Consider the following 15,881-nt stretch of genomic DNA (forward strand, 5'->3'; position numbering starts at 1 on the left):
AATGGCAACGGAGCCATTAGCACCAATACGCCATAAAGTTGACCGTGGAACGATCCAGGCCACACTCACCAATGAGATAGCGGCGCAAGACTTTCACCGTTGAGGACTCCGCGGCTACCCATGCGTAGAACGCCTTCTCACCTTCGGCGCGCTCCCATAGCACCTCACCGCCCAGACTGTTTTCTGCCAATGACTGTCCTTCGACCTGCACCATAGCCGGAATCTGTACCCATTGGCGCACTGCATCAACTAACAAGCGACCATGGGCGGGGTGACGTTCCGCATCCCGTGGCAACCAGTGCACTTGTGCAAACTGAAATCGCTCAAGATTGATGCAATCACCGGCAACCGGCACCTCAAAAAAAGCCTGAACCTGTGGTGGTTTTATCTGTAATGCCAATTGTTCCAAAATCGCCACCGCCGCCGGTAACGCGGTTTCATCGGCAATCAGTAGCGCCTGCGTCATCTGTGCTGGCGGGGACCACTCATAACCCCCACTGTCGAGTTGATACTCGGCATTCGGGGCTACGACCTGAATAGCATCACCTGGTTTAGCATGTGTTGCCCAGGCAGATGCCGGGCCAGTTTCACCGTGCAGAACAAACTCCACATCCATCTCGTTACACTCCGCCCGCAATGCGCGCAGTGTGTAAGTGCGCATCACCGGACGCTGTTGCTTCGGCAAAGCCATGTAACTGCGGTACCAGTCATCGCCCTTCTCCAACTGAGGAATCTGGCCCTCTTCTGCTGGGAACAGCAGTTTGATCCGCTGATCTGGCGCTTCAAGTTTCATGCGATTCACCTCAGCCCCTTCAAAGACACAACGCATCAGCGAAGGCGATATATTCACTTTAACTTTCAATTTGATATCAAAAACTCGGTAACTTGAGGGACCGGACATATCAGTTACTCTCCCGCAGAAGGTGCTGTTTCTCGATGCTGACACCAGAGCCAGCCGCTTATACCACCCAACAGAACGGCCATCATCAGAGCTGCTGCAATTAACTGTGACTCACCGTAGAATTTTGCAACGACGGGTACCATTAATGCGCTCATGCCATAACCCAATGTATGACTGGTGGCTATCACGCCCGAACCTTTACCGGTGGACAACTTATCGTTCAGCATCAATTGATAACCCGGTGTCGCCATGGCCGCACCAAAAGAGGCTAATGCACAGCCCGCATAGAAGAGCAGCAGTGATTGAGCGCACATCAATCCTAAGCCAAACACCATCAATAAGGCCGCTATCAGCAACAACTGAGGAGCCGTAAAGCGCTGTGGACGTACCACCAAAAACTGGGCTAACAACGTACAACTGGCAGCCACACTCAATAAAATGGCGACATGGTGGCTCACCGTCGTCGCCGAATGGCTGAATAATTGACTCAGATGAGGGGCCAGCCCAAGTTGCATTAGGCTGACTGTCGCGGCCAGTAATAGCGCACAGAGCAAATAGGGCAACATGCTGATGCGTAAACGATTTTGCTGATGAGTGACCGGAGGTAGCGGCGGGTCATTGTATTGGCAGCACACCACTAATAGTGCAATCAAGGGGGCTATCGCCATCAACCAGAGAGGGGCCATCGGGTGTATTGAGAGAGCCAGTGCGGCACATAGCGGACCAAGTAGACGGCCACAACTCAAACCTGAACTGATGGTCGCCAGCGCGGCCATACGTTGCTCATAGCCAGCGCGTTGCAAAGCCCAAGTCTGACAGGCGGGGACCATGCCCGATACTGTCAGGCCGTAAATAATACGTGCTACAATCAGCGCGACTAACCCGGTCATTTGCGCTAACCATCCGACTGCCAATCCCCAAACTACCAACGCTAACAGAGCAAAACTGAGCAGGTAGCCCGCCAACGCCATGATGACAACAAATTTACAGCCGCGAATCTCCGATTGGCGGCCCCACCACGGCGATCCGACTAAAAACAGCATTGAACCGAGGGTAAGCAAGCCTGCCCATACCGCCAGTGATAGGTGAGTTTTGCTTACCAATACTGGCAACACCACCAATAAGCCGTTTTGCCCAATTCCCAATAGCCCAGAGCAAAAGGCTAATGGCCAATTGGAAGAGGGCCGATGGCTCGAACCTGTACCAAACTGTGAGTGAATTTGCATCAAAGGTGAATTAACCGTTAATAACATTAATGATTCAAGGGTGTTCAATTGACAAACTGTATCATGATTATTATTGATAATGGTAATAACTATTGATATAAGAATTGTTCTCATTTGAACTAAGGAAGATTTGGGATCATGACTATCCAGTTAGAAACCGCGACAACCAATGTGGCTGCGCAATGTTTCCTCAACGCACTGATACGTGAAACCTGGGATTGGCAAATAGTTCCGGCAGTGAACAATCAACAATATCCACAGCTTCACCTCCCCCTTTCATCTTCACACGCTATCCGCATTGCCTTGCGACATATCTCCCCGACGCAACATCATCACTATCTATTCCCGGCTTATCTGCATCAGCAGGATGACGGTACTGGTGTGGCAATCAACGTCGAGCAATTAGTCACTTTATTGCTGGAGAAACCAGCGGTGAAAGGTGAGCTCTCTGAAGAGGCCGTCGCGCGTTTCCGTCAGCGGGTGCTGGAAAGTCATGACAATACCCAACAAGCGATCAATGTGCGTCTGGATTGGCCATCACTGCGCGATAAACCGCTCAACTTTGCTGAAGCAGAGCAAGGGCTACTGGTCGGTCATGCCTTTCATCCGGCACCAAAGTCCCATGAACCCTTCGATGAGAAACAGGCGCGCCGCTACCTGCCTGACTATGCCGCCCGCTTCCCACTGCGCTGGTTTGCCGTGGATAAGCGCTATCTGTGTGGTGATAGCCTCAAGCTGACACTGCAACAGCGGCTGCAACGTTTTACCAGTGAGAGTGCGCCCCAATTGCTGCCCTACTTTACCGATAATGTTTGGCTGCTACCGATGCACCCTTGGCAAGCCGACCATCTGTTGGCGCAGGATGGGTGCCAACAGTTAGTGCAGCAAGGTCTGTTACAGGATCTGGGCGAAGCTGGCGAACGCTGGTTGCCCACCAGTTCCTCACGTTCGCTCTACAGCCCATCAAACCGCGATATGATTAAGTTTTCACTCAGTGTGCGCCTGACCAACTCGGTGCGCACCTTGTCAGTGAAAGAGGTCAAACGCGGTATTCGTTTGGCACGGCTGGCGCAAACCCCGCGCTGGCAAGCGCTACAAGCGCACTATCCAACTTTCCGTGTGATGCAGGAAGATGGCTGGGCCGGCTTGCGTTCGCTAGAGGGCACGATTCAGGAAGAGAGCCTGATGGTGCTGCGCGACAATCTGCTGTTCAGCCAACCAGAGAATCAAACCAATGTGTTGGTGACCTTGACCCAAGCCGCGCCAGATGGGGGCGACAGTTTGCTAGCTTGTGCAGTACGCCGTTTAGCTGCGCGCTTGAATCTACCCTTACAACAAGCGGCCCACTGCTGGTTAGATGCTTATTGCCAGCATGTTTTGCTACCGCTGTTCAGTACTGAGGCCGACTACGGACTAGTGTTACTGGCACATCAGCAAAATATTCTGGTGGAGATGCAACAAGATCTGCCGGTCGGCATGTTGTATCGCGACTGCCAAGGCAGCGGTTTTACCCGTGATGCGACACCGTGGCTGGAAGAGATTGGCGAAGCCGATGCAGAAAACCGCTTCAGCGAGCAGCAATTACTGCGCTATTTCCCCTATTACCTGCTGGTGAACTCCAGTCTGGCGGTGACCGCCGCACTGGCGGCTGCTAATTTCGACAGCGAAGAGAACCTGATAGCGCGAGTTCGCGATGCACTCCACGGCCTGCGCGTGACCGCCAAAAATACGCGGTGTCTGGATTACGTCCTCGACAGCTCCCACTGGAACTGCAAGGGTAATTTCTTCTGCTATCTGCACGATCACAACGAAAATACCATCGTTGATCCGGCAGTGATCTATTTTGATTTCGCTAACCCTTTCCATGTCGCGCCCCAACAGCGCCAAGAGGTGGCCCTATGATGCCATCCGCCAAATTGATGCACTCCCGTGGCAGTTTTCGCTGCGAACATCTGGACAAGAACCTCATCCTCGGTTTAGGGCTAGACGGCAGCGCAGTACTGAATTATCCGGGGCCATTACCTCAGGGCTGGTTGGTACAAGCCTTGGATCAATTATTCGTCGCCGCCCCGCAGTTAACCGGCATTGCTTTGCCCTATGCCGAGTGGTGTGAAGAGCCGCAAGCGCTGGCGCTGTTTGCATTGGCAAGCGGCGACTATCTGGCGCGGGAGCCGTTTTATCAACTACCGCTGTGGCTGGGAGCAGAACGCCACCCGGCTTCAAGTCAAATGCAGTATGACGCCGAGCGTAATATCTGGTTCCCGCAGCGGCCCGCCCGCCCTCACGGGGAAGTTTATCGCCGTTTTGACCCACAAATTAAGCGCACGCTGAGTTTTCGCTTACCGGAGATTGACCGTGACGCCGAGCAATTCACTCGCTGGATGAACTCACCGCGCGTGGATGCTTTCTGGGAGATGCGCGGCCCACTTGAAGCCCAAGTGGAATACCTACAACGCCAGTTGGACTCCAGTTATTGCTACCCGTTATTGGGCTGTTTCGACGACCAACCCTTTGGCTATTTCGAAGTTTATTGGGCGGCGGAAGACAGAATTGGCCGCCATTACCGCTGGCAGCCTTTTGACCGTGGGCTGCATATGTTGGTTGGCGAGGAGTGCTGGCGTGGGGCGCAATACATTCGCAGTTGGTTACGTGGCCTGACGCATTATCTCTATCTGGACGAGCCGCGCACGACACGCGTGGTGGCTGAGCCGCGCGCCGATAACCAGCGTTTATTCCGTCACCTGCCAGCGGCGGGCTACCACACATTGAAAGAGTTTGATTTCCCACATAAACGCTCGCGGCTGATCGTCAATCAGCGCACTGAATTTTTCCGAGAGGAGGCGATATGATCACTCACGATTATACCGCCTGGGAGCGCGTTAACCGCCAGATGGTCGCCAAGATCCTTGCCGAGCTGGAGTACGAGCGCACATTGTGTGCTGAGCCACAGGGAGAAGCATGGCGCATCGCCTTACCGAGTGCGGTTTATACCTTTAACGCCGAGCGGGGTATTTGGGGCTGGCTGCATATTGATCCCAGTTCATTAGGCTGCGATGGGGTACCGCTGACGGCTGACTACCTGCTGCGCCAATTGGCTCAGGTTCTGGCGATGGATGATGCTCAGGTTGCTGAGCACTTGGAAGATTTATACGCCACGCTTCGTGGTGACATGCAGCTGCTCTCGGCTCGCCACGGCATGAGCGCCGAGGATCTGATCGCCCTTGATGCTGATGCACTGCAATGCCTGCTCGCCGGTCACCCAAAATTTATCTTCAACAAGGGCCGCCGTGGTTGGGGGCTAACCGCCCTGCAACAATATGCCCCCGAATATCAGGGCCAATTCCGCCTGCACTGGGTGGCTGCGAAACGGGGCAGTTTTGTGTGGTGTACCGATACTGACCTCGCACTGGATACCCTGCTCGACAGCGCCATGTCGCGGGCTGAACGTCAGCGCTTTGAGGGCCGTTGGCGTGAGCTAAAATTGAGCGATGAGTGGATCCCCGTGCCTCTGCACCCATGGCAATGGCAGCAAAAAATCGCCCTGCACTTCCTGCCGCAGCTGGCGGAGGGTGAACTGGTCGAACTGGGCGAGTTTGGCGATCATTATTTGGCGCAACAGTCACTGCGTACATTGACCAATGTCAGCCGCCGTGTGCCATTTGATATCAAACTCCCCCTCACCATCTACAACACCTCTTGCTATCGCGGCATTCCCGGTAAGTACATCAGTGCCGGTCCGGCGGCTTCCCGCTGGTTGCAGCAGATATTTGCGCAAGACAGTACGCTGCGTACAAGCGGTGCCGAGATCCTCGGTGAGCCTGCGGCCGGTTATATGACGCACCAAACCTATGCAGCGCTGGCTAAAACGCCCTACCGCTATCAGGAGATGCTCGGCGTTATCTGGCGGGAAAATCCATCCTGCTATTTACAACAGGGTGAACAAGCCATTTTGATGGCAACGCTGATGGAGACCGATAATCAGGGCCATCCACTGATCGCGGCCTATATTGCCAGTTCGGGATTAAGTGCTGAAGCTTGGCTGACACAAATGTTCCGTGTGGTGGTGGTGCCGATGTATCACCTGATGTGTTGTTATGGTGTGGCACTGATTGCTCACGGCCAAAACATCACATTGGTGATGAAAGACCATGTGCCGCAACGCATCTTATTGAAAGACTTCCAAGGTGATATGCGTCTGGTAGACAAGGAGTTTCCGCAAGCGGCCTCCCTGCCCAAGATAGTGAAAGACGTGACGGCGCGCTTGTCTGCCGACTATCTGATTCACGATCTACAGACCGGGCATTTTGTCACCGTGCTGCGATTTATCTCACCACTAATGCAGGCTTACGGTGTCAGTGAACAGCGATTCTATCAACTGCTGGCGCAGGTGCTGGAGCGCTATATGGCGCAGCACCCAGACATGGCAGACCGCTTCATTTTATTCAGTTTATTCAAACCACGCATTATTCGTGTGGTCCTCAACCCGGTGAAACTCACCTATTCAGAGCAAGACGGCGGCAATCGCATGTTGCCGAACTACTTGCAGGATCTGGATAACCCTCTTTATTTGGTCACCAAGGAGCTAGCCCAATGAATCAGACTCTGGATTTCATCGGCATTGGCATCGGTCCATTCAACCTCAGCATTGCCGCACTCGGCAGTGAAGTTCCCGGCTTTAACTGCAAATTTTTTGAGCGCAAGCCGTTCTTTTCCTGGCATCCCGGCATGATGGTGCCGGACTGCCACATGCAGACCAGTTTTCTGAAGGATTTAGTCAGCGCGGTATCGCCGACTAACCCATACAGTTTTCTGAACTATTTAGTGCAGCGGAAAAAATTCTACCGCTTCTTAACCACCGAGCACCGCACGGTTTCACGGGAAGAGTTCGCAGACTACCTCAGTTGGGCCGCCAATGACCTGAGTTCATTGGAGTTCAGCCAGGATATTCAGAGTGTGAATTTTGACGATCTACAGCGCCATTTTGTCGTCACTACACCACGGAAAGTCTACCATGCGCGCCATATTTGTCTGGGGATCGGCAAACGTATCAAACTGCCGGCCTGCGTGACTGAACAAAATGACCACTGTTTCCACGCCAGTGAGATGGCGCTACATAATCCGGATCTGACAGGCAAACGTGTCACCATCATTGGTGGGGGCCAGAGTGGCGCGGATCTGTTCCTGAACATCTTCCGTGCCGAATGGGGTCAACCGAAACAGCTGAATTGGATTTCACGCCGCAACAACTACAACGCGCTGGATGAGGCCGCTTTTGCTAATGAGTATTTCACGCCGGAATACGTGGAGAGTTTCTATAGCCTGAACGACAGCGCCAAGCAACAGATGCTGGCCGAGCAGAAAATGACCTCTGACGGCATTACCAGTGAGTCACTACTGGCTATCTATCGGGCGATGTATCATCAATTTGAAGTTTTGCGTGAGCAGCCTTGGGCGAGTTTGCTACCCAGCCGTTCGCTGACAGCGATGCATCCGCAAGGCAGCGGTTATCAGTTAGTGACTCATCACCATCTCGATCATGGCAAAGAGACCTTCGATACCGATGTGGTTATCTTTGCGACCGGTTATCAGCAGGATCGCCCCGCGTTCCTCGAGCCATTGACCAAGCGCCTGACAATGACCGCCGATTATCAATACCGTATCGCACCCGACTTCACCCTCGACTGGCGAGGACCACACGATAACTGCTTGTTTGCCGTAAACATGGGTATGCACAGCCACGGCATCGCCGAACCCCAGCTCAGTCTGATGGCTTGGCGATCAGCTCGCATCCTCAACCGGGCTTTAGGGCGTGAGCAGTTCGATTTAACGTCCACTCCGGCGGTGATCCAGTGGCGCAGCCAGCAATCGGGGGTGACAATCCGCGCTGAACATGCCATGACATCGTACTTGAAGCCGCAGGGCTGTTAGCTTCCCGCGCCACCGATGGCCTTGGGTATAGCACCATTTTTAAGTCAACTTTGCATTTTTAACACCACACCAATATGAGAGTACAGGGAGTTATATGAAACACCTCTGGGTATTAAATTCGTGCCTGCTGACCATGCTCACACCCGCAGCTTGGGCTGAGGATCAAATGGTGGTTTCCGCCAGTCGATCACACCGCAGCGTGGCAGAAATGGCACAAACAACTTGGGTAATTGAAGGCCCAGAACTCGAACAGCAGGTTCAAGCGGGCAAAGAGATCAAAGATATCCTCGCACAATTAATTCCTGGCATGGACGTCAGCAGTCAGGGCCGCACCAACTACGGTATGAACATGCGCGGCCGTTCAATGATGGTGATGATTGATGGCGTGCGCCTGAACTCTTCACGCAGCGATAGCCGCCAGCTCGACTCGATTGATCCTTTCAATATTGGACACATTGAAGTGATCTCCGGTGCCACCTCGCTTTACGGCGGTGGCAGTACCGGAGGTCTGATCAATATCGTGACCAAAAAAGGCCAGCCGGAAAAACAGGTTGAGCTACAGGTTGGCGGCAAAACAGGCTTCAATAGCCGTGATGATCACGATGAGAATATCGCAGCAGCCGTGAGTGGCGGAACCGAACAAGCATTCGGACGATTTTCTGTCTCTTACCAACGTTATGGCGGCTGGTACGACGGCAAAGGCAACGAAGTCTTAATCGATAACACCCAGACTGGTTTGCAATATTCTAACCGTTTGGACGTGATGGGCAGCGGCACGTTCAATATCGATGACCACCAGCAGTTACAATTGACCGCCCAGTATTTCAACAGTGAATCCGACGGCAAACACGGGTTGTATCTGGGGAAGGATTTCTCGGTAGTGACTGGTTTAGGACAGGCATCAAACAGCTCAAATCTACACTCAGATCGTATTCCAGGTACAGAGCGCCATCTTATCAATCTGCAATACTCCAACACCGATCTCTGGGGGCAGGATTTAGTCGCTCAGGTGTTTTATCGTGATGAGTCTTTAACCTTCTATCCGTTCCCCACTTTGAACAAGGGCGGCACCGCGGTGACCAGTATTGGTGCATCGCAGCAGAAAACCGATTTTTATGGCGGTAAACTGACGCTAAACAGTAAACCTATCGACAGCCTAACACTGACTTATGGTGTCGATGCTGAACATGAAAGCTTCAACGCCAATCAGCAGTTTTTCAATCTGCCACTGGCGCAGCAGACGGGCGGTATGACGTTGCAAAATGCCTACAATGTTGGCCGTTATCCAAGTTATACCACCACGAATCTTGCGCCATTCCTGCAAACTAGCTATGACATCAATCCTATATTCACCCTGAGCGGCGGGGTTCGTTATCAATATACCGAGAACAAGGTGGATGATTTCGTTGGTTACGCGCAGCAACAAGCCATTGCTCAAGGGACTGCGACCTCAGCAGATGCAGTGCCAGGGGGAAAAACCAATTACAACAACTTCCTGTTCAATACCGGTTTACTGGCACATCTGACGGAGAGCCAACAAACTTGGGTGAACTTCTCACAAGGATTTGAGATCCCGGATCTGGCGAAATATTACGGTTCCGGTACCTATAAGTTGGTCAACGGCCACTATCAGTTGCAAAACAGCGTCAACGTCAATGACTCCAAACTGGAGGGTATCAAGGTCAACGCCTACGAACTGGGTTGGCGCTATACCGGTGATAATCTGCGCACACAAGTCGCCGGTTATTACTCACTCTCTGACCAGACTATTTCAATTAATAAAACCGATATGACCATCAATGTGTTGCCGGATAAGCGCCGAATCTACGGGGTCGAAGGTGCAGTGGATTACTTCTTCGAAGATAGCGAGTGGAGCACTGGGGGAACATTTAACCTGATCAAGTCTGAAACCCAAACTGACGGCAAATGGCAGAAATTGACTGTTGACACCGCTAGCCCATCAAAAGCCACCGCTTATGTTGGCTGGGCGCCGGGTGACTGGAATCTGCGGGTACAGTCCCAACAAACCTTCGATGTCTCCGACAGTAAGGGGCGTAAAATCAACGGTTACAACACTATCGATGTCCTAACCAGCTATGCCTTGCCAGTGGGTAAAATCAGCTTCAGCATTGAAAATCTGCTGGATAAAGACTACACCACGGTTTGGGGCCAGCGCGCGCCGATTCTGTATAGCCCAACCTACGGCTCACCGGATCTGTATACCTACAAAGGTCGCGGCCGTACCTTTGCTGTGAACTACTCCGTGTTGTTCTGACAGAAGCGGTTCCGGTAAAGAGAAATCACAATAATGCCACGCTGGGCATAACTCTGCGGTCACCCTGATATGGGTACATGCAATACGACCGACAGTCACTTCTTGCCCAGCTTTCTTTTTTGCACTGGGAATAATTTTCCCGTTTTTTGTTATCATAGGTTTCAATGTTGCAATAGCTTTGGTTGACCGTGGTTTTAAGTGAGATTTAATCAAACAGTCAAAACTATCAGTGAAAATTAAAAACATATAAAATCAAACGATTAATCCAATAAACCTCATAAACAGCAGTTGGAAAAAGTATATATGATAGTTTTGTATCAAGATGAGCACATCATGGTGGTCAATAAACCGAGCGGATTACTTTCCGTACCCGGTCGCGCGCCAGAGAACAAAGACAGTGTTATGACCCGTATTCAGGCCGATTATCCGACGGCGGAATCTGTTCATCGGCTGGATATGGCGACCAGTGGCGTGATTATCGTGGCGTTGACCAAGGCCGCTGAGCGCGAACTTAAGCGTCAGTTTCGTGAGCGCGAGCCAAAAAAATCTTATATTGCGCGGGTATGGGGCCATCTGGCACAAGATGAGGGCCTGATTGACTTGCCTTTAATCTGCGACTGGCCGAATAGGCCAAAACAGAAAGTCTGCTATGAGACCGGTAAATCCTCCCAAACTGAGTATCGGGTGCTTTCACGAGATGCGGATGGCAGTACACGGGTGAAATTGTCACCTATCACTGGTCGCTCACATCAGTTGCGGGTTCATATGTTGGCAATGGGTCATCCAATCCTCGGCGATGGCTTCTACGCCCATCCTGAAGCCAAAGCAATGGCACCCCGGTTGCAGTTACATGCACAGGAATTATGTATTACTCACCCAGAGTTTGGCACCCTGATGCATTTTAAGTGTGAGGCAGGTTTTTGATATTTATTAGTTTGCATGATAATTTTTGAATTGTGCTGATGTCTTTTAAATATGACGTTAACCATTAAAAATAAATATATTTAAGAATATAAAACAACAATTAAATAGCAAGCCAGATAATAATATTCCATCAATCACAGATGAAATGAAGGAATATTATTATGTCTACAGTAACACCCCGTACTGAAACTTCTGACAAACCAGTCATCCTCCAAGGGGAGAAGATCAGAAGCCATATGCATAGATTTAATCAAAATAGTGTAACGGCATTATCAGGGTATTCGGTCAGTATGAATACTCGCACACAGAACTGGCACCCCAAAAGAAACACCACTTTGGCTAAAATAAAAAATGAAAATACCAAAGCCCTGGAGACTCAGCACATAACTATCCAGTCGAAAAATGGAACAGATGAAAAAGATAAAGCCATTACTTTTTATTTGCCCAAAGAACAAGGCAATTATCGTGCTGAGATCACAAACTTCAGTCCCATTGATGTAGCGGCAAAATCAATATACTTATTTTATTTCAAAGCAATACAGCTCCCAGACGATCTTGTTCTCTTTCAGGTAAGAGAGTTAGGGGGCAGCATGCAAGTGTTGGGTGGCGACCGCCCTCCCTTCTCATTACATATCAAACAAGATGGCACATTAGTTGCCACAATAAATACCGTTAATCAAAATTCCGGCCCCACCGCACCTGATAATAAAACCTATCAAAATGAGAATATTCCGTTAAATAAAATTAAATTAGGTGAATATCATCATTTCACTATCGAGATGGTCATGCATCGAGATCACCCCTCAATTAAAATATCCATTGGCGATGAGAAAATATATCAACGTGACACTCCTTTTGGAGCTTCAGATTCAAAAACGTTTTATAGCAAACTTGGCGCTTATGTTCCGCAGCAGAAAGATAGAGCGGGAGTGAATGACTCTGAAATCAGTTTCGATAATATTAAAGAGGCACATTACCAATACATTCCCCCAATAATAATAATAGAAGAAAACAGTGCTTATTTGGCTGGCTCAGAAACTCATAATTCATTGCCCGTGGCTATGACAGTCTTTGATGCCGAACAAGATGGCCTGGCAAATGTCGATTTACCAAGTGTTGGGGAACACTTACTGGTTCTCGCTACAACGATAATGGCCCCGACCAGAATATTTTAATGCGAGTTTAAGTGGTGAGATAAAGCGAAAGATGCCTGATAACAGGCATCTTTATAAAACTAGCCAATCTTATTTAAATCCCTTCTCGCGCTTAATTAAATCATAAGCGGCTTGAATTTCTTGGGCTTTTTGCTTCGCCATCTCCATCATTTCTGGTGGCAAACCTTTCGCCACCAACTTATCCGGATGATGCTCCCCCATTAGCTTGCGGTAAGCACGTTTGATGACCACACTGTCGTCAGTGCTACTCACCCCCAGCACCTTGCAGGCATCTTCCAGTGTTGGGCCATTCGACGCTTGCTGGTAACCACCTTGAGAGTATCCTCCCTGCTGGCCCTGCCATCCGCCGTGACCACCAAACTGGCGACCGCCCTCAATCATGCTCAGGAACTGATCAAATTGACCACGGGAGATCCCCAGCTCTTCAGCGATGACATACAGCACCTGTCGCTCATTGGGATGCAACGAACCATCGGCAAATGCGGCCTGCAACTGAATTTCCAGAAACATCCGAATTAAATCAAAGCGACCAAAGCAGACACCACGCAACTCCTGCAATCTTTCACGCAACGGGAATCCGCTCTCTTTCCCCTCACGGAACGCTTGCTGTGCCGCTGCCCGGGCCTCGCCATGCAATTGCATTCTATCCATCAATTGACTGGCAAGCTGAATATCAACCTCCGTCACCCGCCCTTTGGCCTTGGTTAAGTGCCCCATCACCTGAAAAGTGGCGCGGAAAAAAATTAATTGTCGTGTTTGTTGATCGGCAAAATAGCCGCGGCGCTTCGTGCTTCGCACCCTGTCAACCATATGGCCGACAAGCAACCCCAGTACCACACCCCAGAAACCAGTACCTGACATTAAGCCCAATACCAGACCGAGCAGTTTTCCCCAATACTGCATATACTCCTCAATTCATCATGCCGTCAGTCAAAATTTGCATTATCATACTCGGCATTCAGCTCAGCGCCTAACAGCGAGACGTGTAAGCGGCCGGATTTAACACTAGCGCAACTGTGATGAGTAATATAGTCTCAGACCGTTTGCCGGCATGATGCCCCCCGATGACGGAACACCAAAACCGCGTATGAAAAAAAGATTCCCAACACTGCTGGCCACATTGATATGGACGGCACTATATAGCCAGCAATCGCTGGCTGACCTCGCTGAGCAATGTATGCTCGGTGTACCTACCTATGACCAGCCATTGGTCACAGGCGATCCGAATCAGCTACCGGTCCGCATTAATGCGGCTAAAACCGAAGCCAATTACCCGGATAACGCACTGTTCACTGGCAATGTTATTGTCCAGCAAGGTAATCGCACGTTAACCGCTAATCAGGTTGAGCTGACGCAAGTACAAAAAACCGGTGAAGCTATCCCGGTGCGTACTGTCACCGCCACTGGCGACGTGAATTATGACGATCCGCAAATCAAGCTAAAAGGCCCGAAAGGCTGGTCAAACCTGAATACCAAAGACACTGATATGGATAAAGGTAACTATCAGATGGTCGGTCGGCAGGGGCGTGGTGATGCAGATTTGATGAAATTACGGGGTCAGAATCGCTATACCATTCTAGAGAATGGTACTTTTACCTCCTGTCTGCCGGGTGATAATAGCTGGAGCGTCGTGGGTTCCGAAGTCATACACGACCGTGAGGAAGAAGTAGCAGAAATCTGGAATGCCCGCTTTAAAATTGGCAAAGTGCCGGTGTTCTACAGCCCGTACATGCAATTGCCGATCGGTGATAAGCGCCGCTCAGGTTTCCTGATCCCTAATGCTAAATACACCAGTAACAACGGCATCGAGTTTATGCTGCCGTACTACTGGAATATTGCGCCAAACTTTGATGCAACCATTACCCCGCACTATATGGAGCGCCGTGGGTTGCAGTGGCAGAATGAGTTCCGCTACCTGCTGGCACCCGGTTCAGGCACCATGGCGTTAGACTGGTTGCCAAGTGATCGTTTATACCACGGGCAAGATGGCAAAGAGCAAGACCCTACCCGCTGGTTATACTACTGGGGCCATTCCGGTGTGATGGATAAAGTCTGGCGTTTCAACGTCAACTATACCCGAGTGAGTGATCCGAATTACTTCACCGATTTAACGTCGCAATATGGCTCGACCACTGACGGCTATGCCACGCAAATATTCAGCGCCGGCTATGCCGACCAGAACTGGAATGCCACCCTGGCCTCAAAACAGTTCCAGGTGTTCAGTGATGCCGGTAATAGCAATGCTTACCGTGCCCAGCCGCAGCTGGATATGAATTACTACAAAAATGATATTGGCCCATTTGACCTGCATGTCTACGGGCAGGCCGCCAAATTCACTAGCGTTAATCTGAATAATCCGGAAGCCAGTCGTTTCCACATTGAGCCCACGGTTAACCTGCCACTATCCAACAGTTGGGGGAGTTTGAATACCGAAGCCAAATTACTGGCGACGCATTACCAGCAGGATACCCCGACCGGTTTTGCCAACTACTATTCCAGCGTGAATAATGGTGAAAAAGCCCCAGATCTAAAAGACTCAGTTAACCGGGTGATGCCGCAATTTAAAGTTGACGGCAAAATGGTATTTGATAGACCGATGGATTGGAGTGAAGGATTCACCCAAACACTGGAACCGCGCGTACAATATCTCTACGTTCCCTACCGGGATCAGGATGATATCTATATTTACGACACCACGTTGATGCAGTCGGACTACTCTGGCCTATTCCGTGACCGTACCTATAGTGGGCTGGACCGCATCGCATCCGCGAATCAGGTATCTACCGGTTTAACCACTCGCATATATGATGATTTGCTGGTTGAACGTTTTAATGCTTCTGTGGGTCAAATCTATTACTTCAGCCGTTCGCGTACCGGTAATAGCGAAACTATTGATAATAGTGATGATACCGGCAGCCTTGTTTGGGCTGGCGATACATTCTGGCGAATCAGCGATCAGTTTGGCCTGAAAGCTGGTGCTCAGTATGATACCCGTTTAGGGAATTTGACCCTGGGTAACGCAGTAATGGAGTATAGGAAAGACTCAGAGCGTATGATTCAATTGAATTATCGCTATGCCAGCCCAGAATATATTCAGGCCGCAGTCTCTAACGTGACCAGCCCAGGTTACCAACAGGGTATATCTCAGGTTGGTGCCACCGCCAGCTGGCCAATTGCCGACCGCTGGGCGTTGGTGGGATCTTATTACTACGATACCAAAGCTAATCAGCCCGCCAGCCAGCTCGTTGGCGTACAATACAACACCTGCTGTTGGGCGGTAAACTTGGGTTATGAGCGTAAAATCACTGGCTGGAACTCACAAACTGAAGCCAGTAAATATGATAACAGAGTCAGTTTTAACATCGAATTACGTGGTCTGAGTAGCGACCATAACCTGGGGACTGCACAAATGCTGCGCTCAGGTATTCTGCCTTATCAAAGTGCATTCTGAT

General features: G+C 50.6%; 11 protein-coding genes. 8 read left to right on the forward strand and 3 right to left on the reverse strand.

Going from position 1 to position 15,881, the window contains the following annotated elements; translation table 11 throughout:
- Window positions 1–16: 16 nt before the first annotated feature.
- Complete coding sequence (locus AACW11_RS17490) at window positions 17–901, reverse strand: siderophore-interacting protein (protein ID WP_212584952.1); 885 nt, start codon at window positions 899–901, stop codon at window positions 17–19.
- A 5-nt stretch (window positions 902–906) separates the two neighbouring features.
- Window positions 907–2,127 (reverse strand): MFS transporter, encoded by a 1,221-nt coding sequence (locus AACW11_RS17495; protein WP_212584953.1) that lies wholly within the window; start codon window positions 2,125–2,127, stop codon window positions 907–909.
- A gap of 138 nt (window positions 2,128–2,265) precedes the next feature.
- Here AACW11_RS17495 and AACW11_RS17500 point away from each other — a divergent pair, with 138 nt between their 5' ends.
- The 7 genes from AACW11_RS17500 to AACW11_RS17530 all read left to right on the forward strand — a co-directional run bounded on the left by AACW11_RS17500 (window position 2,266) and on the right by AACW11_RS17530 (window position 12,429).
- Complete coding sequence (locus AACW11_RS17500) at window positions 2,266–4,029, forward strand: IucA/IucC family protein (protein ID WP_212584954.1); 1,764 nt, start codon at window positions 2,266–2,268, stop codon at window positions 4,027–4,029.
- On the forward strand, window positions 4,026–4,976 hold the full coding sequence (locus AACW11_RS17505) for a GNAT family N-acetyltransferase (protein WP_212584955.1): 951 nt from the start codon (window positions 4,026–4,028) through the stop codon (window positions 4,974–4,976). Before AACW11_RS17500 ends, AACW11_RS17505 begins: the two co-directional genes overlap by 4 nt.
- Complete coding sequence (gene iucC, locus AACW11_RS17510; protein WP_212584956.1) at window positions 4,973–6,721, forward strand: aerobactin synthase IucC; 1,749 nt, start codon at window positions 4,973–4,975, stop codon at window positions 6,719–6,721. The genes AACW11_RS17505 and iucC overlap by 4 nt, the downstream gene beginning before the upstream one ends.
- A complete protein-coding gene (locus AACW11_RS17515; protein ID WP_212584957.1) occupies window positions 6,718–8,055 on the forward strand; it encodes a lysine N(6)-hydroxylase/L-ornithine N(5)-oxygenase family protein in 1,338 nt (445 codons plus the stop codon). Before iucC ends, AACW11_RS17515 begins: the two co-directional genes overlap by 4 nt.
- 94 nt (window positions 8,056–8,149) lie before the next feature.
- Window positions 8,150–10,330: a TonB-dependent siderophore receptor gene (locus tag AACW11_RS17520; protein ID WP_212584958.1), complete on the forward strand. Its 2,181-nt coding sequence runs from the start codon at window positions 8,150–8,152 to the stop codon at window positions 10,328–10,330.
- A gap of 303 nt (window positions 10,331–10,633) precedes the next feature.
- The gene (rluA, locus tag AACW11_RS17525) at window positions 10,634–11,254 is read left to right on the forward strand and encodes a bifunctional tRNA pseudouridine(32) synthase/23S rRNA pseudouridine(746) synthase RluA (RefSeq protein WP_212584959.1); all 621 of its coding nucleotides are present in this window, start codon (window positions 10,634–10,636) and stop codon (window positions 11,252–11,254) included.
- Window positions 11,255–11,415: 161 nt separating this feature from the next.
- Window positions 11,416–12,429 carry a polysaccharide lyase gene (locus AACW11_RS17530; RefSeq protein ID WP_249192774.1) on the forward strand — a complete coding sequence of 338 codons (1,014 nt, stop codon included), beginning with the start codon at window positions 11,416–11,418 and terminating at the stop codon, window positions 12,427–12,429.
- A 69-nt stretch (window positions 12,430–12,498) separates the two neighbouring features.
- Here the strand turns inward: AACW11_RS17530 and djlA are convergent, their stop codons facing one another.
- Entirely contained in the window at window positions 12,499–13,332 is an 834-nt protein-coding gene (djlA, locus tag AACW11_RS17535) for a co-chaperone DjlA (protein ID WP_048619184.1), read from the reverse strand.
- Between the two features lie 184 nt (window positions 13,333–13,516).
- Between djlA and lptD the strand changes: the two genes are divergently transcribed.
- Window positions 13,517–15,880 carry an LPS assembly protein LptD gene (gene lptD / locus AACW11_RS17540; protein WP_212584960.1) on the forward strand — a complete coding sequence of 788 codons (2,364 nt, stop codon included), beginning with the start codon at window positions 13,517–13,519 and terminating at the stop codon, window positions 15,878–15,880.
- Window position 15,881: the final 1 nt, after the last annotated feature.

It is taken from the genome of Yersinia sp. Marseille-Q3913, from assembly GCF_963892745.1.
GTDB classification, from domain to species: Bacteria; Pseudomonadota; Gammaproteobacteria; order Enterobacterales; family Enterobacteriaceae; genus Yersinia; species Yersinia bercovieri.

Excerpts from the sequence above, each read along its gene's own strand:
- AACW11_RS17490 (WP_212584952.1), bottom strand. The coding sequence starts at position 901 with ATGTCCGGTCCCTCAAGTTACCGAGTTTTTGATATCAAATTGAAAGTT.
- AACW11_RS17495 (WP_212584953.1), bottom strand. The coding sequence starts at position 2,127 with ATGCAAATTCACTCACAGTTTGGTACAGGTTCGAGCCATCGGCCCTCT.
- AACW11_RS17500 (WP_212584954.1), top strand. The coding sequence starts at position 2,266 with ATGACTATCCAGTTAGAAACCGCGACAACCAATGTGGCTGCGCAATGT.
- AACW11_RS17505 (WP_212584955.1), top strand. The coding sequence starts at position 4,026 with ATGATGCCATCCGCCAAATTGATGCACTCCCGTGGCAGTTTTCGCTGC.
- iucC (WP_212584956.1), top strand. The coding sequence starts at position 4,973 with ATGATCACTCACGATTATACCGCCTGGGAGCGCGTTAACCGCCAGATG.
- AACW11_RS17515 (WP_212584957.1), top strand. The coding sequence starts at position 6,718 with ATGAATCAGACTCTGGATTTCATCGGCATTGGCATCGGTCCATTCAAC.
- AACW11_RS17520 (WP_212584958.1), top strand. The coding sequence starts at position 8,150 with ATGAAACACCTCTGGGTATTAAATTCGTGCCTGCTGACCATGCTCACA.
- rluA (WP_212584959.1), top strand. The coding sequence starts at position 10,634 with ATGATAGTTTTGTATCAAGATGAGCACATCATGGTGGTCAATAAACCG.
- AACW11_RS17530 (WP_249192774.1), top strand. The coding sequence starts at position 11,416 with ATGTCTACAGTAACACCCCGTACTGAAACTTCTGACAAACCAGTCATC.
- djlA (WP_048619184.1), bottom strand. The coding sequence starts at position 13,332 with ATGCAGTATTGGGGAAAACTGCTCGGTCTGGTATTGGGCTTAATGTCA.
- lptD (WP_212584960.1), top strand. The coding sequence starts at position 13,517 with ATGAAAAAAAGATTCCCAACACTGCTGGCCACATTGATATGGACGGCA.